At 41.0% G+C, this 24,050-nt stretch carries 22 protein-coding genes; 3 read left to right on the top strand and 19 right to left on the bottom strand.

The genetic code is table 11. From position 1 onward, the window contains the following. Nucleotides 1-48: 48 nt before the first annotated feature. Both alr and AB4298_RS11565 read right to left on the bottom strand, forming a co-directional pair. On the bottom strand, nt 49-1,269 hold the full coding sequence (gene alr, locus AB4298_RS11570) for an alanine racemase (RefSeq protein WP_371986818.1): 1,221 nt from the start codon (nt 1,267-1,269) through the stop codon (nt 49-51). A 319-nt stretch (nt 1,270-1,588) separates the two neighbouring features. Beyond that, on the bottom strand, nt 1,589-2,401 hold the full coding sequence (locus AB4298_RS11565; RefSeq protein WP_371986817.1) for an enoyl-CoA hydratase/isomerase family protein: 813 nt from the start codon (nt 2,399-2,401) through the stop codon (nt 1,589-1,591). A 190-nt stretch (nt 2,402-2,591) separates the two neighbouring features. Here AB4298_RS11565 and AB4298_RS11560 point away from each other — a divergent pair, with 190 nt between their 5' ends. Then, nucleotides 2,592-3,545 carry a LysR family transcriptional regulator gene (locus tag AB4298_RS11560; protein WP_371986816.1) on the top strand — a complete coding sequence of 318 codons (954 nt, stop codon included), beginning with the start codon at nt 2,592-2,594 and terminating at the stop codon, nt 3,543-3,545. 84 nt (nt 3,546-3,629) lie between these two features. On the opposite strand, the gene blaOXA is transcribed toward AB4298_RS11560, so the two are convergent. Continuing rightward, nucleotides 3,630-4,400 carry a class D beta-lactamase gene (gene blaOXA / locus AB4298_RS11555; RefSeq protein ID WP_371986886.1) on the bottom strand — a complete coding sequence of 257 codons (771 nt, stop codon included), beginning with the start codon at nt 4,398-4,400 and terminating at the stop codon, nt 3,630-3,632. A gap of 119 nt (nt 4,401-4,519) precedes the next feature. Further along, on the bottom strand, nt 4,520-5,299 hold the full coding sequence (locus AB4298_RS11550) for a TSUP family transporter (RefSeq protein WP_249000502.1): 780 nt from the start codon (nt 5,297-5,299) through the stop codon (nt 4,520-4,522). A gap of 119 nt (nt 5,300-5,418) precedes the next feature. On the opposite strand from AB4298_RS11550, the gene gcvA reads away from it, so the two are divergent. Beyond that, nucleotides 5,419-6,306, top strand: coding sequence for a transcriptional regulator GcvA (gcvA, locus tag AB4298_RS11545; protein ID WP_371986815.1), 888 nt, complete (start codon nt 5,419-5,421; stop codon nt 6,304-6,306). A 30-nt stretch (nt 6,307-6,336) separates the two neighbouring features. On the opposite strand, the gene AB4298_RS11540 is transcribed toward gcvA, so the two are convergent. The 6 genes from AB4298_RS11540 to AB4298_RS11515 form a co-directional block, all read right to left on the bottom strand. Further along, nucleotides 6,337-8,313, bottom strand: a complete 1,977-nt coding sequence (locus AB4298_RS11540; RefSeq protein WP_371986814.1) for a nuclease-related domain-containing protein — start codon at nt 8,311-8,313, stop codon at nt 6,337-6,339. A gap of 117 nt (nt 8,314-8,430) precedes the next feature. Further along, nucleotides 8,431-8,817, bottom strand: a complete 387-nt coding sequence (locus AB4298_RS11535) for a ribonuclease E inhibitor RraB (RefSeq protein ID WP_371986813.1) — start codon at nt 8,815-8,817, stop codon at nt 8,431-8,433. Between the two features lie 19 nt (nt 8,818-8,836). Then, the gene (locus AB4298_RS11530; RefSeq protein WP_248469372.1) at nt 8,837-9,067 is read right to left on the bottom strand and encodes an RNA-binding S4 domain-containing protein; all 231 of its coding nucleotides are present in this window, start codon (nt 9,065-9,067) and stop codon (nt 8,837-8,839) included. A 70-nt stretch (nt 9,068-9,137) separates the two neighbouring features. Continuing rightward, nucleotides 9,138-9,671: a GNAT family N-acetyltransferase gene (locus AB4298_RS11525; protein WP_371986812.1), complete on the bottom strand. Its 534-nt coding sequence runs from the start codon at nt 9,669-9,671 to the stop codon at nt 9,138-9,140. A gap of 30 nt (nt 9,672-9,701) precedes the next feature. After that, nucleotides 9,702-9,980, bottom strand: a complete 279-nt coding sequence (locus AB4298_RS11520; RefSeq protein WP_220780756.1) for a peptidylprolyl isomerase — start codon at nt 9,978-9,980, stop codon at nt 9,702-9,704. Nucleotides 9,981-10,090: 110 nt separating this feature from the next. After that, nucleotides 10,091-11,923 (bottom strand): DUF885 domain-containing protein, encoded by a 1,833-nt coding sequence (locus AB4298_RS11515; RefSeq protein ID WP_249000508.1) that lies wholly within the window; start codon nt 11,921-11,923, stop codon nt 10,091-10,093. A 75-nt stretch (nt 11,924-11,998) separates the two neighbouring features. Between AB4298_RS11515 and AB4298_RS11510 the strand changes: the two genes are divergently transcribed. Next, a complete protein-coding gene (locus AB4298_RS11510; protein WP_249000509.1) occupies nt 11,999-12,505 on the top strand; it encodes a diguanylate cyclase domain-containing protein in 507 nt (168 codons plus the stop codon). A 98-nt stretch (nt 12,506-12,603) separates the two neighbouring features. On the opposite strand, the gene AB4298_RS11505 is transcribed toward AB4298_RS11510, so the two are convergent. From AB4298_RS11505 to AB4298_RS11465, 9 genes are all read right to left on the bottom strand, one after another. Next, a complete protein-coding gene (locus tag AB4298_RS11505; protein ID WP_371986810.1) occupies nt 12,604-13,851 on the bottom strand; it encodes a tetratricopeptide repeat protein in 1,248 nt (415 codons plus the stop codon). Between the two features lie 2 nt (nt 13,852-13,853). After that, on the bottom strand, nt 13,854-14,474 hold the full coding sequence (locus AB4298_RS11500) for an energy transducer TonB (protein WP_249000511.1): 621 nt from the start codon (nt 14,472-14,474) through the stop codon (nt 13,854-13,856). 1 nt (nt 14,475) lies between these two features. Beyond that, a complete protein-coding gene (locus AB4298_RS11495) occupies nt 14,476-14,880 on the bottom strand; it encodes an ExbD/TolR family protein (RefSeq protein ID WP_220759443.1) in 405 nt (134 codons plus the stop codon). 13 nt (nt 14,881-14,893) lie between these two features. Further along, on the bottom strand, nt 14,894-15,418 hold the full coding sequence (locus tag AB4298_RS11490; protein WP_220780762.1) for a MotA/TolQ/ExbB proton channel family protein: 525 nt from the start codon (nt 15,416-15,418) through the stop codon (nt 14,894-14,896). Further along, entirely contained in the window at nt 15,418-16,773 is a 1,356-nt protein-coding gene (locus AB4298_RS11485; RefSeq protein WP_249000512.1) for a MotA/TolQ/ExbB proton channel family protein, read from the bottom strand. The genes AB4298_RS11490 and AB4298_RS11485 overlap by 1 nt, the downstream gene beginning before the upstream one ends. Continuing rightward, the gene (locus AB4298_RS11480) at nt 16,773-17,555 is read right to left on the bottom strand and encodes a DUF3450 domain-containing protein (protein WP_371986808.1); all 783 of its coding nucleotides are present in this window, start codon (nt 17,553-17,555) and stop codon (nt 16,773-16,775) included. The genes AB4298_RS11485 and AB4298_RS11480 overlap by 1 nt, the downstream gene beginning before the upstream one ends. Nucleotides 17,556-18,284: 729 nt before the next feature. Next, nucleotides 18,285-19,232: a class I SAM-dependent methyltransferase gene (locus tag AB4298_RS11475; protein ID WP_249000513.1), complete on the bottom strand. Its 948-nt coding sequence runs from the start codon at nt 19,230-19,232 to the stop codon at nt 18,285-18,287. A gap of 109 nt (nt 19,233-19,341) precedes the next feature. Further along, nucleotides 19,342-21,942, bottom strand: coding sequence for a TonB-dependent receptor (locus AB4298_RS11470; RefSeq protein WP_371986806.1), 2,601 nt, complete (start codon nt 21,940-21,942; stop codon nt 19,342-19,344). A 757-nt stretch (nt 21,943-22,699) separates the two neighbouring features. Then, nucleotides 22,700-23,914, bottom strand: coding sequence for a porin (locus AB4298_RS11465; protein ID WP_371986805.1), 1,215 nt, complete (start codon nt 23,912-23,914; stop codon nt 22,700-22,702). Nucleotides 23,915-24,050 lie beyond the last annotated feature (136 nt).

Here is a 24,050-nt window from a genome sequence, read left to right as displayed (position 1 = left end):
TAGCGACTTAGCTAGGCTTTGCTACACAGCAATCCAGCCGCTTAGCAGCTACTTTATGTAAACCCTCGGGTTAGTTTGTCCCCATTGGGTATAGATTTCAGGAAAAATAACCTCTGCGTTCTTTTCAAACTCCGGCGCTAAAATACTTTCCTGCCCTTGATAACCAAACAGAACCACTTCATCTCCTTCCTTAACACCAGCCAAGTCAGTAACATCAATCATTGCTGTATTCATTGAAATGACACCGGTGACTTTAGCACGCTGACCATTAACCAACACATCGGCTGTATTGCCCATTTTACGTGGAAATGAATCACTATATCCCACGGGTAAGTTTGCAAGAATTGAATCACGTTTAAGCGTCACAGTAGAGTCATAACCGACTGTTGCACCTTTTGGTAAATCTATCAGTGCTGCGATACGGGTTTTGAAAGTAAAAATAGGCGGAAACTCAGGATTAGTAGGTTGGTCACCAAAAAGCACACCACCTGGACGCACCATGTCAAAATGCGCTTCTGGTACATTTAAAGCAACATAAGAGTTGCCTGCATGAATCGTGATTTCATTACGCTCAAGCCCCGATTTTTCAATGACCTGTAACGCACTATCGTAAAATGATTTTGACTTAGCTAACACTTCATCACGGTTATAGTTGGGGAAATGCGTCATGATGCCAACGACTTCAAGATTGCTTGTAGCTGCAATAGTCAATGCTTCATCAAGCCCCGCATCAGTGCTTACATCAACACCATTTCTTCCCATACCACCGCTTTTGAGCACTAAATGTACCTTCAAAGGGTTCCCAAGTTCAGCGGCCATTGCAGACAAAAGCTGTGCTTGATTAACATCACCGACAAACTCTTCAACACCATATTGAAGTGATTCACGGATCTCCGCAATTGACGCTGAGCGCACTCGCATCAATTCACCTCTAAAGCCAGCATCACGCACGATTCTAATTTCTTCATTACTAGTAACGCCAATACAAGGAATGTTATTAGCTAATATTGTTGGCATTAATCCCGCAATGCCATTGCCGTAGGCATCGGCTTTCATGATTGCACACACTTTCACATTCGATTTAATGTGATTTTTTAGCTCTTTAATATTGGTGTCAAATTGGGTGAGATTAATTTCAAGCCAGCTATTAGCAGTTTGAGTCATATTTATTGACGCTGCGCCATCGGCAGCTAAAAAGGGAGCTGCCATTGTAGAAAAAGAACACGAGGATGCAATTAACATAGCAATAATGGTGTATTTGGTATTCATAAGTGTTTGATTAGTAGGTTTATAAATTATAATTACGCCGTTTTTTAGCACACTGGCGGCTTTATCCATACTTTATAAAAACCACTATGCAATCTAAGTCACATTATCTGAATAAACAACATTGTTAAGCGATAAACTATTTACACAATTACGGCTAACAAGCCTTACTTGTCAGCATGTTAGGTGACATTATTATCGAGTGAATTCTAAGTGACTAATTAGAAAAATCGCGGAAAGAGTAGCGCTGTTAGCCAGTTATCAATGACAACTGGCTATTTTGACAAGTCTTATATTTATATGCCTTGCAACATGAAAGGTTTCACTTACTGAGCTCTGCTGCGGTATCAACAAAAATACCTTGAATATCTTTTGCTTCTCGTTCTGTTTGGCCGCCATGCTTTAAGAAAGCACTAATGATAGCCTGCGTTTTTTGCTCTTTTGCACGCTCTAAGAAATAACGTAGTTCGAGTTCAGCACCTGCTTCTTCATCGATAATTGAGCGATGAATAATCTCTTTGTACATAACAATATCACGCACTTCCAGACCAGAAATAACGGCTAGTATTTGTGTTAAAAATGCCTCTATCTCTGCACTTGGTACAAACTGAGTGATGATATTGAGCGCTTCTGCTTGCTGAGCTGTAAAATCATTGCCCAACAGCAATGCCTGTAATGCTTTACCTTTACCTAGACGTCTAGCAAACTGCACCGCACCTTGACCACCGGTTGGAATATTGACGTGCACCTCAGGCTGAGCAAAAGCAGAGTTTTCCGTGCCATACGCTAAGTCACATGCCATCACAAACTCATTACCGCCGCCGCGTGCTACGCCATCAACAACTGCAACCGATAACTGCTTCATTGCCTTGATGTTAGCAATCATGTGATTAAACTCAATTGATGCAGCTTGACCGCCTTGTGTGCCATTAATGACATTCAAATCTAAATGCGCTAAAAAGAAATGCTCATGCAATGACTTAAACACTACGACTTTAACGTCACGATTGTCTTTTAGTGAAAGAACATAAGCATTAATTTCATTGATAAGATCAATAGTTAATACATTTACCGGAGGGTTGTTAATCGTAACTGTTGCAATGTAATTTTCAGTGCTAATAGATAGTGTTTTCATGTGTAACCTCATTCAATTCATAATTGTATTCAGAAAGACAAAAGATGATTAAGTGCAGAAGACCTTTGCTGCAATTAATCCTTTTGTTCTTGGTATGGAGTGACTATAGAATTGTTATTGATGATTAAAAATACTAATATAGGCACATTATTGATGTTATTTTTGCACCAATTGAAGTTTATAGGTGCTTATGGACATTTCAAGTCGATTATTATTGCTATTAGAAGTCGTTGAACTCGGCTCTTTTACTAAGGTTGCTGAGCAGCGGAATTTAGATAGATCTGTTATTTCAAAGCAAATTAGCCGCTTAGAAGAGGAGCTCGGTGTTAGGCTACTCAACCGCACCACCCGTTCACTGGCGTTAACTGCTGCTGGCGATGAGATGTTAAATCAAGCCAAAAGCCTGCGAACACTGCTAAACAATAGTTATCTCATTGCACAAAACTATCATTCGCAACCAAAAGGTTTATTGCGGATCACCAGCTCAAGTCTATTTGGCAGGCAATATGTGCAGCAAGCAGCCTTGATGTTTCAGCAGCAACATTCAGAAGCTGAAGTAGAATTGCGCCTAGAAGATAGATTAATCGATATGATTGGTGAGCGGTTCGATATTGGTTTTAGAGTCGGTAAGCCAAAGACATCAAATTTAATTAGTCAAAAAATTGCCCGTAACCGGTTATTAATTGTCGCCTCTCCAGCCTTTATTGAGCGTCATGGAACAATCACAACTTTAGAGCAACTTGAAAACTTACCCGCTGCAGTGTTTGCTGCGCCCGGGTTATTACTTGATAAATTTACTTATATTGACAACAAGCAGCAAAAGCAATTCAAGCTCAATGCCGCTTATAAAGTCAATGATTTAGAAATGCTAACTCAAACTGCGATTGCCGGAAGTATGCTAGCAGTCGTTACCGCACAAATGATTGGCGATGAGATTATCTCTGGTCAATTAATCCCCATAATGACCCATCTGCAATTAGAGGATTTTGGTACAATATACGCAGTCTACCCCCATAGAGATGCACCAATAAAAACCCGCTTATTTATAGATACACTAAAATCAATTGTCGGCACAGGCATCCCAACTTGGGAACTGCGAATTCCCGGTTTTGATAATATGTACGGTAATGAAAAGGCTAAATAGACAATTAAAGACGGAGTGATTGGTGTTGTTCCACTGTTTAATCTTCAACAATAATGAGCCCACCAATAAGCTAATGCCTAAGATCTAACTGGCGGGTAAAGCCTGAATCGAGCTTAACACTGCACGCGTGATCGCTTGGCGCTTATAAAGATCTTGAAAACGATTTGGCGTATCGATATTTAAAGCAAAGAAAACTGGCCCCATAGGCCATTCAACCCAACCGACCCACCAGCCATAGCGGCCTTGCCAACCTGTTTTGGCATGCAAAATCCGATCTTTACCAGTTTCATTTATCATCAAGTCTTTAACCAGTAATTGATCAGCTTGCTTAAAAGGAAGTTGGTTTTGATATAAGGCTTGCAGAAACTTAACCTGCTCTGTGGCCGAAATAGCTAACTTACCATCAACCCAATAACTGCCGTTACTTGCTATGCTCGGATCGGCATTGCCGTAGTTAATTTTAGTTAAATACTGCTGCGCCTTAGCTTCACCTAACTGCTTAGCAAAAATATCAAATACCCACAGTGCCGAATATTGCATGGTAGAGCGCAGTGTTTGGTCTTGATTATGCGGTGCAAAACTACGCTCAATGCCATCCCACTTAAAAACCTGTAACTCATCAGTCACTATATTTGCATCCAATGCAAACAAACTATAGGGAACTTTGTAGGTAGATGCAGGCGAGAAACGTTGCTTAGCCCTATCTGCGTTATAAAGCCAATATTGCTCTTTTTCCGCTCGCTGATCGACCACTATGATTGTGCCTTTAGCGTCATATTGATCAAAGTAATCTTGCCAATCCGTGCGCTCAATAGGTTTAGCCACAACGATAGAAGAGTGCAGCGTAAAACACATCAATACTAGAATGACTCGCCACTGTGATTGGCTTAGCAGTGATCTTATTGTTGTGTTCTGTGTAAACAATGTTGCCCCTTTCACGATAATCTCTTCAATGATAACTATCTTAGTATCATTTATAGCCAAGCAAATAGATCGTACTGACTCGATAACAGCTTAACACTCATAGCAATCGACATAACCACCACTAAAGGCTTAATAATTTTAGTTCCTTTAGTGAGCACTAATCGAGAGCCTAACGTAGCACCTATAGCTTGCCCAATTAACATCACACCACCGAGCATCCAAAAGACCTTTCCACCTATTGCAAAGAAAATGAGCGAGGCGATATTGGTGGAGAAATTTAAGATTTTTGCATGTGCGGTGGCCTTAGCTAAACCATAACCAGCTAGGGATACAAAGGCTAACGCAAAGAAACTACCGGTACCGGGACCAAAGAAACCATCATAAAATCCAACAGCTAAAGCGGCAGTAAATGCAAAAGTTGTTGGCGCGAATACTTGTTGTTTATCGTTTTCGCTGATGCTCTTGGAAAATAAAAAGTAACCACCAATACCTAACATTAAAAAAGGCAAAAAGACTTCTAAAAAAGCGGTATCAATCATCTGCACTGCAATTGTACCGAGTGCGGCGCCTATAAATGCACACCCTATACTGAGCTTCATATCACTGAGTTTTACCATGCCCTTACGCACAAAATAGAAACTGGCAAAAAAACTACCACCACAAGCTTGTAGCTTATTGGTTGCTAACGCTACCGTTGGTGGCAACCCTGCCCACATAAGTGCAGGTATCGTTAACAGCCCGCCCCCACCAGCAATAGCGTCGATAAAACCCGCTAACATGGCAACAAAAAACAACAGTGCAATAATCTCGAAAGTAAGGTCTAAAGTCATGATGTACTAATAATTAATTTTAATGGCGCTATTAAACGTCGTTTGCAGTAAAAACTCAAAGGAGTTATTGTTTGGCTTAGGTGAGTTTATCTCACACAAATAAAAATAAGGGCGAACTAATGTACTCACACCTCCCCCCTTTAAATGCACTAAGAGCATTTGAAGCTGCGGCTCGATTAATGAGTTTTACGCTTGCAGGAAAGGAGCTATTTGTCACTCATGGGGCAATAAGTAAACAAGTTAAACAATTAGAAGATTATGTGGGTATCGCCTTGTTTATCAGGCAACATCGCAGCCTAAAGCTTACCGACGAAGGCGAGCGCTATTTCGTGCATGCCCAGGCTGCGCTACAAACTATTAATAATGCTACTAGTGACTTAATCACCCAACCGCTTAGAACACAAACATTAGCGATTAATATATTACCTAGCCTTACGATAAGCTGGCTTATTCCGCGAATGGAAGAGTTTAAGTCGCGCTACCCTCACCTTTATGTCGATCTTTCCATTGGTGATTTTGAGGTGGATTTTAACAAAGTCAATTACGACATCGCAATTCGTAGCGCCACTACAGTACCTAAAGCTGCCAACGTATTAACGTTAATGGATGAGGATTTATGTCTAGTTTGCTCACCGGAGTTAGCTCCTAACCTCAACAGCCTTAATGACATAAATCAAATGACATTATTGCAGCACACAACTAGGCCAGGTTTATGGCAACTGTGGGCTAAAAGCGTTGGCCTTGAACTAACCACAGAGAAAAAGTTTGGCGTGGAGCATTTTTATATGCTCAGCCAAGCTGCTGTCAGTGGCATGGGAGTTGCGTTAATCCCACGTTTTTTTATTGAAGATGAGCTTAAAAATGGCAAACTGGTGCTCCCATTTAAAGCTGATTTCACCAGCCCTTATCGCTATTACTTATTAACACCAAAATCGAGCAACCTTCCTTTAAAAGTACAATCTTTTATAGACTGGCTGCTCGAGTTATTTAGCCCTTATAGACAGTGAAAATGTTGATTTTTTTTGATAATTATAATGTTAAGACACGAGATCATTATCAGCTAAATCAAACATCTCTAAGTAATTCATACCTGCATGAACACTTAGATCAAAGTTAAGAACTTTGTGGCATACATCATACAGTTTTTCGCCAAACCACTCTCTATCAAACGCCTCAAGAGCATTAATGATCCCAGCTTGGCATAAGTCTCCTTTCAGACTCTCTGGTGCCATAGCATCAATAAAGCTGGCAACTAGGCCATATAGGTCCCTTTCAGCTTCACCTTCTACTTCCCACAGCGTTGGGTCAGCGTACTGGCAAGCATAATGACTCGCAGCAATATCCAATCCAATACCAAAGTTGACTAAAATAGCCTTATTCGGATTACAGATTATATTTTTAGGGCAAATAGCACCATGGTAAATATCCATTTGGTGCATGTACTGCAGGCCTGTAAGCAACTGAGTGAACCACATTAACGGTTGACCAAGACGAATATCCTTCACTTCATCAATCGACTCACCATATTCCCATGCCCGTGCAATAAACAAGTTTTCGCTTTGGGGCAACTGACCAAAAGCCAAGACCTTTTCAATATGAGGATGATAAACCTTAGCCAAAGTTCGATAAATACTGCTAAGCATTGGCCAATTAGCTTCAACTTTGCTGTAAATAGACACCCCGCACTGATACTGCCCTTGTAAATGAGTGGCTCTCCAAAACTGGCTAGTTTCTTTAGCGGCGATAAACTGCTCGAGTTTAAAGTGATGATCGATAATTGCCCCAGCAGTAATTTCAATCTTTTCAGGCACAGCGTCACATACACCATGGTCAATCAATGCCGATAAATCGCTACGTAACGCATCTAGATCTGTTGTCGTCCCAGCGACGGCTTCTCGGTACCACTGATAAACCCGCGGTTGGTTAGTTTGCTCTGCAATGGCTAAAAATCCCTCGGCATAAGCCTTAATATCTTCGCTGCTACTAACGTTGTCTTTAATGTCGATAAACTCCACATCGCCCATATCTGACACAAAGATACAATTACTTGTCCAGCCACCAACGGTAAAGCCACGCCGATGAATTTGCTGCAAACCAGTAACGCTTCGGCGTAATATTTCAAGCAATTGGTAAGTGGTCATCTGCTTAGAATCTAGCACATTAAGCGGCACACCTCGTGGCATACGAATTGGCAATACGAGTTGCTCACCATCTTGAATAAGCGGTGCACAATAAGGGACACCACAACATCCAGATAAAGATTGTAAACGTTGAAACTCACTTCTTAATTGGATCTCATGGGTTTCAGACTGATCGCTATCGGCAAACTGAGTCGGTATAAGCACTTTTAAAAGCCAAGGTGCAGTCCATTCGCCAGGGTTATACTCAGCTTGCCAAACCTCAAGCCCACTTTGAATAAACAGGCAGCGCAGCTTAGTAAAGTCTTGAATTTGATTATTGCGCTTTTCAACGATAGCTACTTGGCCAATCGTTTCTAGTACCAACTCTTTTTGAGTATCGGTAACTTGGTGCTTCTTAGGCGCAGTAAGACCCCATTCTTTGGTAAGGGCTTCAACAATTTGTTTAGGCGTATAGATACTAAGTGAGCCTTGCTGTTTTTCCAGCTCAATTTCTTCACCTTTACGTCCAGTGACAAATACCATGCCCTGGCACCAAGGCGCATAGACCCCTACCGGAATTTTGTGTTTGACGTTACCCGCCAGCACACGTGCAACATAGTTGGCTTTCGCTAGACTATTATCAACTTCTCTTCCGTCTAATGACCAAGCGTGTAGGCCCGCATCTAATCTGCCTATATAGCCTTTGACGTCGACAACATATACGCCCCACTCACCTATTACTAATGCATCAACTTCCATCGCCTGACCCGATTTTGTTGGGATCTCAACGTTGGTTAGAAGGATATAATCTTCTGGTAACTCATCAGCTAACAAGGAAAATGCCCAACGTTCGGCATCGTTAACCGGCGTCCCAAAACTTATCATTCTTGCCATTCTTGTCTCCTTCAGTGGCAATTATTCTATTTTCCTATTGTCCTCATTCTCATCTGTCAGACACAAAAAAGCCACTAAAATAAGTGGCTTAATACAAAATTGATTTCGCGAGTTGTTTTAGTGCTTACAATCGTCGCTACACTCATGTTCATCGTCAGCGAAATCATCATCGCCTTCTTGATGTTGCATCACGCCCCATCCGTCGGTGATACCACCAAACTCTTGTGCAAACTCATGTAGGCTAATCTCTTGTTCAACGATAGCATCATAAGCAGGCACCATGTTGAGACAAACAATGAGTTCCCACTTACCAGATTCATCGTTTAGAAGGAGTTCAATTTCACCTTCAAGATCTGATTTACCAAGTTCTTCAAGTGCTGATTCAGCATCACGCTGATCTTCAAAAACTAAGAAGAAATCGACATCAAGTGCCTGTGATAGATCAATACCTGCATCAGCCATGGCTTCAAGCATTTTACCGTTATCATCATCTGGAAATTGCATGTTAATCCTCTTTTGTCACTTACTCAGCAATAATTTTAACGCTTTCGCCGTTAAAACTAACCACTTCACCAGCAACCACTTTCTTGCGTTTGCGGGTTTCAACTTCACCATTTACGGTAACTTGTCCTTCAGAAATAACGTGCTTGGCTTCGCCACCGGCACTCATCATTCCTTGAACTTTCAATACTTTGTATAACTCGATGTATTCTTCACCTGACTTTAATGTCAGTGTTGGAGTATCTGCACTCACTGTATTTCGCCTTAAATAACTAAATCTGACGGCATTATAGCACTCAATTAATCATGCGAGTGCATGCTTTCTAACACCTTTGAGCAGCCAATAGTCCATAAAGACAATCATCAAACCATTGGTCGCCTATTTTGCAGTTTTCACGCAACAAGCCTTCGCGCACAAAGCCACACTTTTCCAGCACTTTTGCTGACGCAATATTTTGCTCAATACAATAGGCTATAAACTTATGCGGTGTATAGGATAAGCAAGCCCAATCGACAATGGCCTGTAAACTTTCACAGGCAAAGCCTTGACCTTGGGCATCGGGATGAAGCATATATCCTACCTGCATTTGTCCCATTTCGACGTCGCTATTTTGCAGACCAATAAAGCCAACAAAATCTTGCGTATGGGCATTCTCAATAATAGTGAGTAACCACTCGCCTTCAACAAATTCACGATGTTCTAACGCACGCTCGAACTTCTGTCGTATATCGGATTCGGGTTGAGGTTTACGTACAAACTCATTGAGTTGTTCATCTGAGTGCATATATAAAAAACTATTCCAATCACTTGAAATAACCGTTCTTAACCTAAGTCTATCGGTATACAGTTCGAGCATGTTTATTCCTTACATAGAAATAAAAACAGGTTAACCTCTGCTTGTTACTTCTAATAGGTGGTAACCAAATTGTGTTTTAACAGGACCTTGAACTTCGTTAAGAGGCGCACTGAAAACGACTTCGTCAAACTCTTTAACCATCATACCTGGGCCAAATGAACCTAAATCACCGCCTTGGGCTGAAGATGGGCAAGAAGAGTTAGCTTTCGCGACATCACCAAAATCAGCGCCATCAAGGATCTGTTGTTTAAGTTCTAGACACTGTGCTTCTGAATCAACTAGTAGGTGTCTTGCTGTTGCTTGTACCATGGTTTACTCCCATAAAATAATTGTTATTGCCTGTTAGGCAAAATAAAACCCTGCCAGTATATACCAAATTTCACAGTACATCCCAGCAGGGTTATTGCTGATTGATTAAGTTACTTTTGCTTTGCAATCCAATCGTTCACTTTTAACTCCATCACTTCCATTGGCAATGAACCTGAAGTCAAAATTTGGTCGTGGTACGCTTTTAGATCAAACTTATCACCCAGCTCTTTTTCAGCTTTTGCGCGAAGAGCTAAAATCTGTAATTGTCCCACTTTATAACTTAATGCTTGGCCAGGAATTGCCATATAGCGCTCTACTTCAGCAATAATGTCAGACTCAGCCATTGGCGAGTTATCTTTCATATACTGAATGGCTTGCTCACGAGTCCAGCCTTTAGCATGCAGGCCTGTATCAACCACTAGACGCATCGCTCGCAGCATTTCGTCAGACAATTTACCAAAATACTGATAAGGGTCTTCAAACAGTCCCATTTCAATACCTAAGTATTCCGCGTATAACGCCCAACCTTCTTCAAACGCAGTATACCCCCCAAAACGCTGAAACTCTGGTACACCAGTAAGCTCTTGCTTAATCGCAATCTGGAAGTGGTGCCCTGGTGCTGCTTCATGCAAAGATAAGGTAGTCATTCCCCACTTTGGTTGCGCTTTTAGGTTGTAGGTATTGATGTAAAATACACCTGGACGTGAGCCATCAACCGCAGGAGATTGATACGAAGCGCCTGCGGCTGACTTTTCTCGAAAACTCTCTACAGGTTTAACTACGTAATCCGCTTTTGGCATAACGTTAAAGTATTTCGGTAGCTCTATATTAATCTTATCTTTAAGCTCCATATAGCCATCAACTAACCCTTGGCGTTCAGTAAAGAAATACTGTGGTTCGGATGATAGTGACGCGAAAAATGCAGTTAAGTCACCTTCAAAACCTACTTGAACACGTACTTTATCCATCTCTGATAAAATGCGTGCCACTTCCTCAAGCCCCACTTTATGGATCTCATCTACTGGCATTGTCGTGGTGGTATGGGTATTAGCTAAATGCTGATACCAAACTTTACCGTTAGGTAGCCCCCACCAACCGTCTGTTGCACGAGACGACTTAAGGTAGGTGTTTTGAAAATAATCACGCAGCCCTGTCAACTCAGGCAGTAACTGTTCACCAATTAACTGGCTATACTCTTGAGTTAGTGCTTGCTTATCAGCTTCTGAAAATGAATCGGGCATCAGCGTTATCGGCGTATAAAATAAGCTATCACTTACGTTATCAACTAACTGCGCACTAAGCTGAGGAATGATCCGCTCAACGAGTACTCGTGGCAGTACCACTTTGCTCTCGATACCTTCGTCCATACGCACTTGTGCAAGCTTAAGCCACTCAATGAAGCCCTGTAGACGCTTTTCCCAGTTACGATAATCATCAACTGTTTTAAAAGGTTGTGCGCTTTCACCGCTGCCAAGCTGCACCATGCTGATCACTGTGCTATAAAACTGGTTCATCGGCATAAAGTGATTTGGGAACGTTTCGTCCGCTAAAGCAACATTACGATCATAGGTGAACATGTCATAACTCAGCTTTAAAGCATCAGGTAGCTGGTCCCTGTTTATATTCTTAACTTCTTTTAAGTAGCGAGTATTGAGATCGTGACGTTGCTTAAGATAAGCATCTGATAATCCATCGCCAAACTGGTCGTTATAATCATTAACCCCAACATAAGTGGCATAGATAGGCTCTAGCTTTAACTTATCATTAAAGTAGTTATCAACCAGTGCTAAGTATGTTTCTTCAGCCGACAGTTTTTGTCCTACTTGTGTTTGCGAAGTTTCGCTGGCTTGAACTTTCTGTGCTGCCTGTTGAGTCTCGTTGTCTCCACAAGCTGTAAGACCTATTATTGCGCCAATTGATAGCGCTAGTACCGCCTTCCTCATTCTGTTATTCCTTTTATTTATTGTTCTATACTTATACCGATATACATTAAACCTGAGCAGCACAAGGAGCCTTTAATGATATATTCATTCAGCAACTCAGGTTTTAGAGATCCTGAAACAGGTGTTTATAACCAAACCTATTTTATGGAGGTGTTTAATCGTGAGTGGCACCGCCATATCCGAGATCAGCAAGGCTTGGCATTATTGTATCTATGCCCACACATTCATGAAACTATTTATCAACCTCAATTGTTAGAATTATTCATGAAGCAAGTACAACAAGCGCTGTTAAGAACAACTGATCTACTGGCAAGACTTGATAGCCAAGCCTTTGCCTTGGGAATATTTGATGTTGATAGCACTGGAGCTAGGGTTGTACTAAAGCGACTAGAAACAAAGATTAATGAATTTAATCAGAACCTTGTATCACAGAAGCATAATCCAATCGATTATGAACTTGGCGGTTGTTCATGCTTGCCAAGTAAAGAGCTCTATTTAGAAAACCTTTTTGAAACAGTTGAGAAACATACTCAACAGATGAAAATACGCCAGCCAATGACACCTAATTTGATAAAATTCTAATAGAATAAAAAATCAACTGCTTAGTTTTTTTGTATAAAATTAGTATTTTCCAGCAATAAAAAAGCCCCTAGCTAGGGGCTTTTAAACTTTCACTTATATTAAAGAGTAACGTTATGTACACGTGCCTTTTCTTTAATGTAAGCAATATAGCTTTTAGCTGAACGAGCTGTCTTCTTATCATTAGTAGCAAGTTTTGCATACTTATATGCTGACTTATACTGCTTCTGATTTAAGTATGCTAGCGCAAGCTCAAACTGTGCTTCACCAGGACTCTTAACACCTGCATCCAGTGCCTTCTTAAGTGCGACAATGGCAGATTTATGCTCACCATCTAGCGCCAAAATACGACCCTGTCTTAGGTATAGTTTGCCTGAGTTGTTGATAGCTGCAGCTTTACCATATGTTTTAGCAGCATCTTTCAACTGCTTAGCATTATGGTAAAAACCCGCTAGAGTCGTTAAGGTTTTTTCATCTTCCTTAATTAACCCTGACTTCATGTGCTTTGCATAGATCTGCGATGCATTATATGGCGAACCATTTTGAGCAAGCAGTTGGGACAGACGCGTAATGTTACCCGCTGTTTCCAAGAATCCATTTTTATAAGCTAAGTCATATGTAGCTAGTGACTTAGTGAAGTCTTCAGTCATCAGATAAAACTGAGCAAGCTGAACCCAAAGTCGCTTATCGTCTTGGAATAATGGCACCATTACTTCAAGTACTTTTACGGCTTCTTTATACTTCTTTTGATTGAAGTAAGCCGTTAGCTTCATTTGGTACAAGCCTTTGTCTGGCTCTTTAGATAAAGATAAACCTTTATCTGCAGCTTCTAGAACCTTATCCCACTGCTTCTGCTCAGAGTACGCAATACCGATACGACGGTATACTTGCGGATCTTCTTTACAGGTAAACTCCATCCACTTGTAATACATTGGGATAGACTCTTTAAACTTTTTATCTCCAATAAGAAGATCAGCATAGAGTCTTAGAGTTTGTGCGTGGTCAACACCGCCTAAGATATCCGCTTCTACTGCAGACTTAAGGTACTTAGTCGCTGTACCCATCTGTCCTTTTTCCGCATAAAAGTTACCTAACATACGGTCAATATAAGCTTTATCGAAATCGTTTTTAGCGTTGGCCTCTAGAAGAATCGCAATTGCTTCATCTACATTGCCTTCAGTGTAAGCTTCAAAAGACTTTTGTACTTTTTTAGCTGCACTTTGGCCAACAGCTTTGGACTTACGCTTTTCAATTGGACATTTTTCTTCAGCATAAGCTGCTGGAGCAATGGCAACACTTCCACCTAAACAAAGTAATAAAGCGGCAGCAATAGAGTTAAGTTTAGTCATAATTATCTGCCTCCTTTATCTAGAGTGAAATCTAGTTGTACAGTCATACCAGGTTGTTTAAGGGCTTTGCCGTCAACAATCTTTGGCTTGTACTTCCACTTTTTAAGCGCACGACGTGCTTCTTTATTAAATAAACGCTTAGGTTCAGCTTTAATAACCTTAACGTCTTCAACACCACCTAGCTCGTTAATCGTAAAGCTTAGTTGTACCCAACCTTCTTTACCATCACGTGCTGCTGCAATTGGATACTGAGGCTCGATTCGTACGATAGGTGTAGCATCACCGTCTCGCGTCATCATATTGCCTAGTTTAAATCCAGTGTTTGCACCACCAGCTTCAACTCCACCCATGTTAAATGACATATTTGTATCAATGTCAGATGAACTATCTGGTGGCGTAGTATCCGGTTTTGGCGGTTGCTCTGGGGGTGTAGGCGGTTTAGGCTTAACCCTTGGCTTTTTCTGCGCTGATGCATCATCTTTGTTCATGGTGATTTCAATGACAGGTGTTTCTGTCGAGGAATCGTGGCGGGTTGGACCGCCACCTACCAAGAAAGCCATGAAGACAAACAAAGCAAAAGTCACAGCAGCACCAATTATCAGTGATACTATTCCTCTCAGCATATTATTCGTTCCCCGCCGATACAGATATCTTATCGATACCCGCAGCTTTAACGTTATCAAGAACCTTAACCACTAAACCGTGTCTAGCTTCTTGGTCTGCTTGAATTAATACTGCAGCCTCTGGTGCTTCTGCAAGCATACGTTCTACGTTTGCAGTTACACGTTCGATATCAACTTGACGGTTTTCCATCATGATGACACCCGTCTTGCTCACACCAATAAAGATGTTAGCTGAAGGCTTCTTAGTCGCTTGTGATGCTTCAGGCTTGTTATAGTCAAGGCCTGATGGCTTTACAAACGATGTTGTTACAATAAAGAAGATAAGCATGATGAACACGATGTCGAGCATCGGGGTCATATCAATCTCAGCTTCTTCTTCTACGCTTGAATGCTTTCTACGTGCCATGTTCAATCTCTCTCTAGTGGTGAGGCATGCTGTCTTTTAGCTTTGCTAAACTGATTTTCATTTTTGCATCTAGACGTGTACTAAAGAATACGCCTGATAATGCTGCAACCATTCCCGCCATTGTCGGCATGGTCGCCATTGAAATACCAGCTGCCATCATACGAGCATTACTCGTCCCATGAACTGCCATCACATCGAATACTGAAATCATACCGGTTACGGTACCTAGTAGACCAATCATAGGACAGATTGCTACTAAGGTTTTGATAATCAGCATACGTGCTGTTAAATCTTGCTTCGCTTGGGATACCCAAGCTTCACGGATGCGGTGTGCATACCAAGAGGTTGAATCCTCTCGTGCTTCCCATGCGCTAATGATTGCTTTGTGCTGTTTTGGTGATACCCAATTTAGATACCAGTAGCGTTCAAGCATCAATACCCACATAACAAACAATACACCAGCCACTAACCAGAGGATGTCTCCCCCGGCGGCCATGAAGCCCCTGACGGAATCCCAGATATCCATCAGGAATAACATTAGGCTTTCCTCTTCTCAGCGTGCGCAGCGACGATACCAGCACTTTGTTCTTCAAGTACTTGTACGATTGATTTACTACGTGCGATAACAACAGCGTGCATAAGCATTAATGGTAGAGCAGCAACTAGACCTTGAACCGTAGTCATAAGTGCCATTGAGATACCACCAGCCATTAGCTTAGGATCACCTGTACCGAACAACTGGATGCTTTGGAACGTTGCAATCATACCGGTTACAGTACCTAGTAGACCCATCATAGGTGCGATAGCTGCAAGAACCTTAATGATCGAGATACGAGACTCAAGAGCTGGAGTTTCTTTCAGAATTGCTTCATCAAGTTTTAGCTCAAGTGTTTCAACATCAACATCTTTATTGTCTTGGTAAGCTTTAAGTACACGACCTAATGCGTTGTTACCTGGGTTATCAAGGTTCTTACGCTGTGCCTTAACTTTAGCACCTACAACACCTAGAGTGATTAGACGCTCGATTGAGATAAGCGCACCCAGTGCTAGTAATGCCATAATGATGTAACCAATAGTACCACCAGCTTCAATACGCTCTTCGATAGTCGCTTTCTGCGTGAAGATGTTTAGTAGCACACCTTTAACAGGGTCAATATAAAGCTTAGCGGCACCAGTAGTAGCTGATTCAAACGCTGCAATTGGCTTAGTTTGGTAACCATCAGGTTGCTGAGATAGCTCTTTAATAAGACCAAGCTCTGGGCTGTAAACAACATAGCGACCATCTGCAACAAGGTTGAATGGACCTACACGAGTAATTGTCGTGTTAGTTACATTGCCATCGATACCAGTAACTGAACCGTCAAACTTAACAACTTTTCCAGACTCAGCCATTTCAAACAGCTGCTCTTCCCAGAAACGCTCTAGTTCGTCAATTTTTGGAAGTTGCTTACGTGCACCAAGGTCAGCAATAAATACATCGCGACCTGGATACTGTGCAGAGATGTTAGACGCCGCTAGCTTACCAGCGAAATCACCCGCATCACCTTTAACAACACCAAACATTTCACCCAAGTCACCTTGAGCTGTTTTTAAGTCTTCTTCTAACTGACCGATTTTACGCTCGTTATCCAAAAACGCTTGGTTTAGATCTTTACCGCGTTGACGTTCTGCTGCTAAAGCATTTTTCTCACGCTTTAGAAGTGCAGCTTTATCGCCACGCTCATTTTTAAATTCTTGCTCACGCTTTGCGTTAGTCTTAGATGCATTAGCACGATCGACTTTTACTTGGTTAAGTAGTTGGTCAATTGTTTTAGGTGCATCTGCAGCGCTAGCAATACCGGCCGATAATGACAGGGTCGCAGCAACGATTGCTGTAGTGATAAACTTCTTCATTATTGTGCAGCCTCCGCAGCAGGGATTGGTAACGAGAATAGATCCGGTGCGCCCTGTTTACGAGCAATACGGATACCTTTAGTTAGTTCGCGTAGGTAGCTATCGTCTAGCGGATCCCAGCCTTTAGTCTCATCGTTATACATCCAAGCAGACTTACCGTCTAAGCTTTGTGCGTAAAGAGCAACACGACCTAAGTTGAAGAAGTCTACAAGAACTTCTTTACCATTAAGTTCTAGCTGACCAGTCTTAACTGCAACAAAACTACCGTATTCACGCTCGATTGAGTATGCATCTAGGATTAGACGGTATTTTTCAGCAAGGGTTACTTCTGCACTGTTAAGTAGGTTCTTTAGGTTTTCAACACGCTCAACACGTGTTTCAGTGTTAAATGGCAGGTCAAGAGCAACGAACTGCTCTAGTGCATCAACCATTTTAAACATCAATGGCACTACGCCTTGACGTAATGCATCAACGCCGTTGATGTCATTTTGAATTGATTTCATTGTAGCTTCTTGGTCTGCAACCAAGCCTGCTACGTAGTCGTTATAAGATTTTAGTGATTCACGTTCATCAGCAACTGACCCGTACTCGAACAACATGTCCTGAGCCTGGTCAAAATACTTATCAACTTTCTTCTGAGACGATGCTGCTTCAGCGTGAATTTTACTGTCAGCTTTCTGAACGTCAGAAAGAGGATCGGCAATCACTAAGTTGCTGCCTGCTAAGGCTAGTGCGCCAATGAGCGCTGTAGCGATTTTTGTTTTATTGCTTACCTTGGACATAGTTCCCAACCAATTTGAAGTGATTAAAAAAGCTTTAACTTATCAACAACAGGGTGCATGCGCTTATTTTGCTTTAGTTCCCTATTGCCTAAGCCTGTCTTTCTATTGTGATTGTTAATTATTATCTTCCCTTTTCTACATCTTCGAGGATGTAGACCCGCTGGCATCATTTCACAAAATGTTGACCTGTGTCAACATTCGGAACGGCCTAAAACTGTCAGAAAAAGAGCTTACAGGATGAAAAACACCCAAAAGGGAGTTTTTAAAAATATTGTGTAAACAAGATTGAGATTTAGATAATAAAAACACTGAATGGAAAATCTTAAGTGCATGATAAAGAAATATATATAAGCCACAAACTACAAACTAAGTATTTAACAACTCATTAACACAAACTGGTATAACCAGTCACTTACAGACAAAAATATATCAGCTAATAGCCTCATTCATAAAAGATACTTAAGAGAAACATGAATCTTGCAGCCAGATATTGATGAGTCAGAGCAATAACGGCTTTTAATTAACTTATGCTTATCATCATGAAATCTGTCTGCAAAACGCCATTAAATCGATGCCTTGGCAACCAAGAATATGCTCCATATTTAACGCCATTATTTCAGTCAAATAAGACACATAAGATCTTCTTCTATCTGGCCACTTTTGATGCGACCCAAATTCACAAAACAGCTTCATATGAAATACGGCCTAGATGAAAAACATGCTCCTATTCTAATGCTTACAAAGAACCACTTTCCAAGCTAAGATTTCATCGAACTCAGATGTTCTAATGACTTTAATTTCTTCTAATTTTGATGTTTTAGCCGTGCTATTAATGATTGAAGCCAAGTCATCTTGTGTCACTGACGCATTTACAAGCTCTGTTAACCTTTGCTCTAATGTTAATAACTCAGAGGTAATAAATCTAAGGTATTCCTTTTTCTTACTTACGCTCCAAAAAATACCTGTTTTGAAAAGTGTTGCAACATAAGTCATTAAATCGCTGTCTTTTAATGCATCTTCGTCTAGCTTGACTAACTCTCCAATTAATCGATTTAATTCGAGTCTGTTTTGTTCGCTTTGTGGATTGTCTTTAATTCGTGCTAAATCAATATTAGAACGTAACTCCCCCATCTGTTCAGTCATAACTCCAAGAAGGTTTAAAACCTGCTCAACCAAACTACCCGATATGAGATTAACAATCCTACGATTTCTTCTAATCACCATAGACTCACTATGATGAACAATTAGCTGCAATCGACCTTTAGCTTTTAAAACTCTTAAAGCTTCTACCAGCGCGACATTCAAGGGAGCATATTCAATACCGAATTGCGACGTTACTACATCGAAGGTTTCTGCTTCAAAGGGCAGATCACAGCAGTTAATATTTGAGAGGAGCTCAATACTGATACTTGAACTATCATTTTCAGGTTGATTAACTTGTGCGAGGTCAACACCAATAATTTGGCCTGACTTTCCTAGAGGTAAGAGAGACTCTTTGAGCAATAAAGGAATAGCACCATTACCCGTTGCAATATCTAATACATCAAACTGCTCAGGAAGCATCTCTACCGCCTCAGTCCACGCTTGATGTAACACACCGGTATAATTCCCCTCGAAACTATCGCCAAAGGAAGTTAAATGTCCCTGTTTCCAATATTGATCCCAGTGCTTACTCATATATCACCTTAAAAAGTCAACGTTATTACGATTGTCATACATAAAAAAGGGCCCTCTAGGGGCCCTTTTACTTACTTAAATAATACTAATATTTTATATATTTAACAGCTTAGAACTTAAGAGTGTAGCTTGCGCGGTACTCACGTCCGTAGTTGTTATAAAGGCTTGGATCTTCGTACTTACCATCTGAGCTTAGTACTGGATCTTCATCTGTTAAGTTGTTAACACTTAGACGAATTGTACCAAAGCTACCAATGTCGTAACCGTAAGAGATGTTATGGATTAACCAGTCATCCAACTTACCTTCTTCTTTAGTCTCATATGTAGAGCTAATATAGTTAGCATTCCAGCTGAAGCTGTGATCTGAGATTGTATAGATTGTGGTGAAGTTTGAACGGTAATCAGGTTGACCTGCCCAGCCTGATGTATTTACTGCATCGCCGCCAGCAGCATCTTCAACAATGTATTTAGTGATGAAGCTGTTCTGCCAGTTAATACGGAAGTCACCAACGCTAGTTTCGAAATTGCTATTAAATGCAACGTCCACACCTTCAATTTCTAGCTTATCACCGTTTGCATAACCAGTACCAACTTCAAGAGCTTTACCTAACTTACCGTTAGTTGTAGGTGCACGGTCTACATAGAAAGTATTATCTGGAGTTAGTGAACCGTCAGCAATACCTTCCATAACACTTGTACTACTACGCTGGCTAATTACGTTATCAATGTTCAGGTTGAAGTAATCAACTTTTACACCAAACTCATCGATAATATCCCAAGCAAGACCTAAGTTAGTGTACTTAGAAGTTTCAGGGCCTAAATTATCATTTGCTGAGATATATGTGTCTACCTGGCCACTTGGACAATCTGCAATACCATTTGATTCACAGAAAGCATAATCCGTTGCGGTTTCAGCACTAAATGTTGTAGCAGCATATAGCTGATCAAGAGCTGGAGCACGGAACGCTTCAGAGTAAGAACCACGTACAACTAAGTTCTCAAGCGCTTGCCAACGAACAGACGCTTTAGGTGCTGTATTGCCACCAAAATCACTGTAATCATCGTAACGAACCGCTAAGTTTACTTCTACACTATCAATTACTGGCAATACTACTTCATAGAATGCTGCCCAAACTTGACGGTCGCCACCAGAAGAGTTACCAGCTGAACCACCAATTAGACCAGCTTCTGACTGAGCGTCATATACTTCGCTAAAGTCTTGATCAAAGTACTCCATACCGAAGTAGTGACCAGCTTCACCGCCAGGTAATTCAAATACATCGAAGTTAATACCTGCGTTATATTGGTTAAAGATAGCCTTACCCTGAGTTAGAGTAGTGGCTTTCATGTTATTAACGCCCTGCTCTGAACCTAGATCGATACCATTCTTTTCATTGTACGCAAGACCAGCATAGCTTAGGTAGTACTCACCCATAGACTTATTGTCTGCTTGGTTGTAGTGGTAGTAGAACTCCCAGCTAGCATCGTTCCAAGCACTGATAGTACCACGAAGACCTGTTAGGTAATCTTGGTTGTAGTCATCTACGTTACCATCACGAGTACCAATATCTACCCAACGGAATAGACCTAAAACTTCTTCACCATATGGGTTATGTGGGTTATCTGCAGCCATGTTCTGCCATTGTGCCGCTGGCGGAGCATAACGACCGAATGATTTATTCTGAGTAACCATGATGCGACCAAACCATTCTACGTCTTCAGCGACTTCATAGTTTGAATCAACATATACAGTGTTACGGTCAATAGATGCTTTGTTATAAGATACGTTACCATATGCATACATACAGTACTCAGAGCCTGGGCCCCAGTGTGTATCAGCTTTAACTTTACGGAAAGTGTCTGAACCGTACTCTGCAACTAAGTCATCACATAACAATGAAGCTGACGCTGTAGAATAGTCTGGAGACAGAACTGTAGCACCGTAGTACGACCAACCATCAGTATCAATGTACGCCTGAGCTGTGTCGTAATCGCCATTAATTTTTGCTTTAGTGTAGTCACGGTCAGCGTCAGAGATGCCTTTACGATCTTGGTGGTCAAATGCAAAAGTAATGTTACCTTTATCCATTTCATAACCAGCAACTACCGAGAACTCTTTACTTGTTAAGCCGCCATCACGTTCACGACTACCGCCGCCTACGTTAAACTCAAGACCTTGGAAGTTCTTCTTCATGATGATGTTAACAACACCAGCAATCGCATCTGAACCGTAAGTTGAAGATGCACCATCTGTTAGGATTTCAATACGTTCAACTGCCGCCATTGGAATGGCGTTAAGGTTAGCCGAAGCACCACCAAGAGTAGGTGAACCAGGGAAACGCTTACCATCAATCAATACTAGAGTACGGCTAGAGCCCGCACCACGTAGGTTAATAGTTGCTTGAGACTGTGCAGAACTACCTGAACGCTCTGAGAATGAACCAAACGAGTTAAGGTTACTGTTACGTAGTGCATCGGCAACGGTAAAGTTACCTTCAACTTGCATGTCTTCTGCAGTAATTGTAGTTACTGGCGAAGCACCTTCTAAATCACTTCTTTTAATACGTGAACCTGTTACTTCAATACGTTCAACGCTATCTGCTGATTCTTCTTCGGCTGCAAATACTGCTGGAGCTGTAAAAGCTGTAGCCATTGCACCACTAACAAGTGCTAAACGCACTGAGTTAGCTAGTAAGTTATTCTTATACATTGTAAATCTCCCTGGACTCTCTTATATTTTTTTTAGCAAAATGAGCATTTAATTAACATGTGTTACTCAAAAAGCATTTCGCAAACAAATAAAAACACAATAGAAACATTTTTACAACACATGAAACCAACTGAGTACAGGTTTGGATTTTTAACAGAGAAGCTTCTATCAATCTAAATTAGTGAATACTTAGATTTAATCACCCAAGCGAATGATGCAGGCGCTATCAAAGATATTAACACCCAACGAAAAGCTGTGGCGCATGATTAGCAACAAGCTGTCAAGTCGCTGATATAGCAGGAGATACAGGGTAATTCCCCGATATAGAAAGGGTCACGCAAATTTAAAAATGACTGGCTACCCCCTATTATAATGCTCATTTCAAACTGGCAATAACAAAGAAAATAGAGCCGATTATTTTGTTAAACCCTCACAAAGTATGTACTTATTACTGCCAAGGCGGGATACAAAATGCAACATGTGTAAATCATACGATACAGCGAAAATAACACTCAAGATACTGATACTATTAACAAAAGTTAACTAAGGCGCAATTAAAAACATTTTTTTTGACAAACATTGCAACCGAACACTTTTTAACCTAACGGTGTTAATAACATAACAAGTGATATTTTTGGGGGAATACTTACTATCTTTAGTCGGTCACAATTCGATAATTTTTAATAGTTTTAAGAGTGCGAATTAAAAAGCATAAAAAAAAGCGCCACTTGGGCGCTTTTTATGTAATAGCTTAATATTACATGTAGTATCTGATACCGATAGAGATACCGTCGTCTTCAGAGAATTCCATAGCAGCTTGCTGTGCTTTATTGGTACTAGTGAAATCGCTAAAGTCTTTACGGCCTTCTAGGTAAAGCATTGTGTTGTTGTCCCATACATAGTGTAAACCCACTAATAGGAATTGACGCTTAAACACATCACCGTTGTATGCTGCTGCATAGTCATCATTTGCTTCAAGAATGTTATATCCGATTAGCGGACGTAAACCATTATCGAAGTGGTAAGATGCTAGAGACTCTAGGCCCCAAGCTTCAGGGATGTAACGGTTTAGATTATCTGTATCGTGATATTCTTGCTTGTTAACGTTAACCGCGCCGTAAAAACCTTTCGCGTTAAACTCACCCCAAGTTGCACCAGCACCGAAGATTAGATCGGTTTCTTGTACAGACTTACCAGTAGTGTAAGTTGCATCGAACTCACCAACGTTCAAACCTGCGGTTAGAATTAAGTTCTCAGTTGCGTTATATGTAGCTGACGCACCGTAAGTATAATCGTACTCAACAGTACCAATTACGTTGCTATTAGCAACTGTTGCATCTGGAACACCTGGGAAAGCATCACCTTCATAAAGGTCAAAACTATCTTGCTTTAGCTGTGCTTGTACTGCGAAGCTGAAGTCACCAAACGCATTACGGTATTGAACAGTCTTGTCGCCACGACCAGTACCATTGATTGCACCGTCAGCTTTGTTAAGTGTGTAAGTACCAGATGTGTTACCGTCCCAAGTGTTAACTAGGTTAGTGTTATGAACCACATCGTACCAAGCGCCCCACTGCTTACCGATTGTCAATGAACCGTATGTGTCGTGAGCAAGACCAACATAGCCTAAACGAGTACTGATAAAGTCATTTGAATCAGAAGTGTACCCATTAATAGTCTCACCATCAATTTCAACACTATTTCTTTCGATCGAGCTATTACCTACTAGGTTTAGACCTAGCTCAACTTTGGCAAATGTTTTCCAACCTTGGCCCATGTCTCTGGTAAAACCAAAGTTAATACGAGATGAACCGTTTTCAACTTTTGTAGCACCTTGAGTATTAATTACTCGAGCATCAATCCAACCACCAATTTCTACTGCATTTTTGTCATCTTTATATACTTCAATTGCTGATGCTGTTGGCACAAAAATAACCGCTGCCAAAGCTGATGCTACTAGAGTCTTTTTCATTTAATTTGCCTAACCTTAATATTGTTCAGTCTGCTTCATTCAAATCGTCATCCATTCCGTTGTTTTCTTTCTATCCTGATTGCAAATGAGATTATCAAAAGATTAGCAACCACTCAAAGACGAACATCACACTATT

Source organism: Shewanella sp. 10N.261.52.F9, from assembly GCF_041471165.1.
GTDB lineage: Bacteria > Pseudomonadota > Gammaproteobacteria > Enterobacterales > Shewanellaceae > Shewanella > Shewanella marinintestina.
Note: the sequence above shows the minus strand (reverse complement) of the source record. Positions and strands in the feature narration are given on the sequence as shown.

Excerpts from the sequence above, each read along its gene's own strand:
- gcvA (WP_371986815.1), top strand. The coding sequence starts at position 5,419 with ATGTACTCACACCTCCCCCCTTTAAATGCACTAAGAGCATTTGAAGCT.
- alr (WP_371986818.1), bottom strand. The coding sequence starts at position 1,269 with ATGAATACCAAATACACCATTATTGCTATGTTAATTGCATCCTCGTGT.
- AB4298_RS11465 (WP_371986805.1), bottom strand. The coding sequence starts at position 23,914 with ATGAAAAAGACTCTAGTAGCATCAGCTTTGGCAGCGGTTATTTTTGTG.
- AB4298_RS11535 (WP_371986813.1), bottom strand. The coding sequence starts at position 8,817 with ATGCAATTTCCAGATGATGATAACGGTAAAATGCTTGAAGCCATGGCT.
- AB4298_RS11500 (WP_249000511.1), bottom strand. The coding sequence starts at position 14,474 with ATGCTGAGAGGAATAGTATCACTGATAATTGGTGCTGCTGTGACTTTT.
- blaOXA (WP_371986886.1), bottom strand. The coding sequence starts at position 4,400 with ATGTGTTTTACGCTGCACTCTTCTATCGTTGTGGCTAAACCTATTGAG.
- AB4298_RS11520 (WP_220780756.1), bottom strand. The coding sequence starts at position 9,980 with ATGGTACAAGCAACAGCAAGACACCTACTAGTTGATTCAGAAGCACAG.
- AB4298_RS11510 (WP_249000509.1), top strand. The coding sequence starts at position 11,999 with ATGATATATTCATTCAGCAACTCAGGTTTTAGAGATCCTGAAACAGGT.
- AB4298_RS11490 (WP_220780762.1), bottom strand. The coding sequence starts at position 15,418 with ATGTTATTCCTGATGGATATCTGGGATTCCGTCAGGGGCTTCATGGCC.
- AB4298_RS11540 (WP_371986814.1), bottom strand. The coding sequence starts at position 8,313 with ATGGCAAGAATGATAAGTTTTGGGACGCCGGTTAACGATGCCGAACGT.
- AB4298_RS11565 (WP_371986817.1), bottom strand. The coding sequence starts at position 2,401 with ATGAAAACACTATCTATTAGCACTGAAAATTACATTGCAACAGTTACG.
- AB4298_RS11525 (WP_371986812.1), bottom strand. The coding sequence starts at position 9,671 with ATGCTCGAACTGTATACCGATAGACTTAGGTTAAGAACGGTTATTTCA.
- AB4298_RS11485 (WP_249000512.1), bottom strand. The coding sequence starts at position 16,773 with ATGAAGAAGTTTATCACTACAGCAATCGTTGCTGCGACCCTGTCATTA.
- AB4298_RS11480 (WP_371986808.1), bottom strand. The coding sequence starts at position 17,555 with ATGTCCAAGGTAAGCAATAAAACAAAAATCGCTACAGCGCTCATTGGC.
- AB4298_RS11470 (WP_371986806.1), bottom strand. The coding sequence starts at position 21,942 with ATGTATAAGAATAACTTACTAGCTAACTCAGTGCGTTTAGCACTTGTT.
- AB4298_RS11560 (WP_371986816.1), top strand. The coding sequence starts at position 2,592 with ATGGACATTTCAAGTCGATTATTATTGCTATTAGAAGTCGTTGAACTC.
- AB4298_RS11495 (WP_220759443.1), bottom strand. The coding sequence starts at position 14,880 with ATGGCACGTAGAAAGCATTCAAGCGTAGAAGAAGAAGCTGAGATTGAT.
- AB4298_RS11475 (WP_249000513.1), bottom strand. The coding sequence starts at position 19,232 with ATGAGTAAGCACTGGGATCAATATTGGAAACAGGGACATTTAACTTCC.
- AB4298_RS11505 (WP_371986810.1), bottom strand. The coding sequence starts at position 13,851 with ATGACTAAACTTAACTCTATTGCTGCCGCTTTATTACTTTGTTTAGGT.
- AB4298_RS11550 (WP_249000502.1), bottom strand. The coding sequence starts at position 5,299 with ATGACTTTAGACCTTACTTTCGAGATTATTGCACTGTTGTTTTTTGTT.
- AB4298_RS11515 (WP_249000508.1), bottom strand. The coding sequence starts at position 11,923 with ATGAGGAAGGCGGTACTAGCGCTATCAATTGGCGCAATAATAGGTCTT.